Origin of the sequence: Kitasatospora sp. NPDC059571 (genome assembly GCF_042735675.1) — a bacterium.
In the GTDB taxonomy this organism is placed as follows: domain Bacteria; phylum Actinomycetota; class Actinomycetes; order Streptomycetales; family Streptomycetaceae; genus Kitasatospora.
The window spans coordinates 1-2,199 of the sequence record NZ_JBHWBW010000748.1 but is presented as its reverse complement, the minus strand read 5'-3'; the positions used below and the strand labels follow the sequence as shown (position 1 = coordinate 2,199).

Sequence of the window (2,199 nt, the reverse complement as noted above, 5' to 3'; positions counted from 1 at the left end):
GTGGGGGGCGCCTTCTTTTATACCCGCCCCCCCCCCCCCCCCGCGCGGGCGGGCGGCCCCGCCCGGGCCCGGGCGGCGGGGCTGAACCGGGACGACGTCCAGGCGCTGGTCGCCGCTGTGGTCGATGAGGAATTCGCGGCCCGCCCGCAGGGCGAGGCCGGTACCGAGGAGGGGAACCGATGAACGGACCGCATCCCACCGGGGCCGCCGGGCAGGGCCCGGCGGCACTGGAGGCCGTCGGGCTGGGCAAGCGCTACCGGCGCGGCTGGGCGCTCAAGAACTGCTCGTTCCGGCTGCCGGCCGGCCGGGTCTGCGCCCTGGTCGGCCCGAACGGCGCCGGCAAGAGCACCCTGATGTCGCTGGCCACCGGCCTGCTCGCGCCCACCGAGGGCACGGCCGAGGTGTTCGGCCGGCCGCTCGACGACCCGGCGCACCGCGCCCGGGTCGGCTTCGTCGCCCAGGACAAGCCGCTCTACCCGGGCCTCACGGTCGCCGAGACGCTCCGGCTCGGCCGGGAGCTCAACCCGCGCTGGGACGGCGCCGCGGCCGAGGCGGTCGTGGCCCAGGGCGAGATACCGCTGAAGGCCCGCGTCGGCTCGCTCTCCGGCGGCCAGCGGACCCGGGTCTGCCTGGCCCTGGCGCTCGGGCGGCAGCCCGACCTGCTCGTCCTGGACGAGCCGATGTCCGACCTGGACCCGCTGGCACGGCACCAGCTGATGGGCCTGCTGATGGCCGAGGCCGCCGAGCGCGGCACCACCGTGCTGATGTCCTCGCACGTGGTGGCCGAGCTCGAGGACGCCTGCGACTACCTGGTGCTGCTGTCCCGCGGCGGGGTGCTGCTCGCCGGGGACATCGAGGAACTGGTCGGCGCCCACCGGCTGCTGGTCGGTTACGACGACGCCGAACAGCCGACACCAGCCGGTCTGGTGGAGCTGCGCCGCACCGGCCGCCAGGTCACCGCGCTGGTCCGCGGGGACTCCCCCGTCCCGGCCGGCTGGCAGCACAGCGACCCCACCCTGGAGGAGATCCTGCTCGCCCACCTGCGCAGCCCCGACACGGCGGCCCTGCTGACCGACGAGGCCCGCCCCGCCCGTACCGCCTCCGCCGCATCGGGGGTGGCCGCATGACCGCCCTCGACACCGCAACCGCCACCGCGCCGGGCGGTGCCGGCGCCGCCCGGTGCAGGTTCGGACCGTCCGGTCTCGGCTGGCTGATGTGGCGCCAGCAGCGCTGGGCCGTCCTGTGCTGGCTGGTCGCGGTGGCGGCCGCCGCGGTCACCTTCCCCGTGCTGCGCAGCGCCATGGCCGACTTCATCGACACCCACCACATCGCGGGCTGCGCGGAGATCAGTCTGGACCCGAAGTGCACGGTCCCGGGGGTCCAGCCGGCGGTGGAGAACTTTCGCGCCAAGTGGTCACCGCTCCTCGCCGGCGTCGGCGCCCTGCTGCTCGCGCTCCCGGCGCTGCTCGGCGTCTTCGTCGCCGCGCCGCTGCTGTCGCGGGAGTACGAGAGCGGCACGTGGCGGCTGGTGCTCGGCCAGTCGGTGAGCCGCCCGCGCTGGGTGGCGGCCAAGCTCGCGGGGGCGGCCCTGCCGGCCGCGCTCGGCTCCGCGGCGCTGATGGCGCTCTACCACTGGATGTGGCTGCCGTCCGCGAACTTCGTCTCCGGAGTGGCCTGGTGCAGCCGCCTGTTCATCGTCTCGGGCGGTCCGGTGCTGGTCGCCACCGTGCTGCTCGCCCTCGCGGTCGGCGCCACCGTCGGCACCCTCGTCCGCCGGGTGGTCCCCTCGATGGCCATCACCCTCGTCGCGGTGGTGACGCTGCAGTACCTGCTGGCGAGCGTGCGGCCGTACCTCGTCCCGTGGCACACCGTGGTCGTCTCCCGCTCCGAACTGCCCAACGACGTCTGGGCCTTCGACCAGGGCTTCCTCGCCGGGGACGGCCGCAGGCTGCCTTACGACTTCTGTGCGAACGCCTCGGACTCGGCGGCCTGCTTCCACGCCGCCGGCGACACCCGGGAGTTCACCGAGCTGCACCGGGCGGCGGACTACTGGCCGCTGCAGGGCGTCGAGTCCGGCATCTGCCTGCTGCTGGCGGCGGCCCTGACGGGCTTCCTGCTCTGGCGGGCCCGCCGCGGGGACTGACGCGCGAGCGGTGGTCGGGCCGTTGCGGCGCCGGTCCCGGACGGATCGTCCCGTCC

The 2,199-nt window shown here is 75.5% G+C and carries 2 protein-coding genes and 1 pseudogene; all 3 read left to right on the top strand.

From position 1 onward, the window contains the following. Positions 1-183, top strand: a pseudogene (locus tag ACFV0G_RS38605) (hypothetical protein); the annotation flags it as partial. Then, positions 180-1,127: an ABC transporter ATP-binding protein gene (locus ACFV0G_RS38600; protein WP_380558338.1), complete on the top strand. Its 948-nt coding sequence runs from the start codon at positions 180-182 to the stop codon at positions 1,125-1,127. The pseudogene ACFV0G_RS38605 and the gene ACFV0G_RS38600, both read left to right, overlap by 4 nt. Next, on the top strand, positions 1,124-2,143 hold the full coding sequence (locus ACFV0G_RS38595; RefSeq protein ID WP_380558335.1) for an ABC transporter permease: 1,020 nt from the start codon (positions 1,124-1,126) through the stop codon (positions 2,141-2,143). The genes ACFV0G_RS38600 and ACFV0G_RS38595 overlap by 4 nt, the downstream gene beginning before the upstream one ends. Positions 2,144-2,199 lie beyond the last annotated feature (56 nt).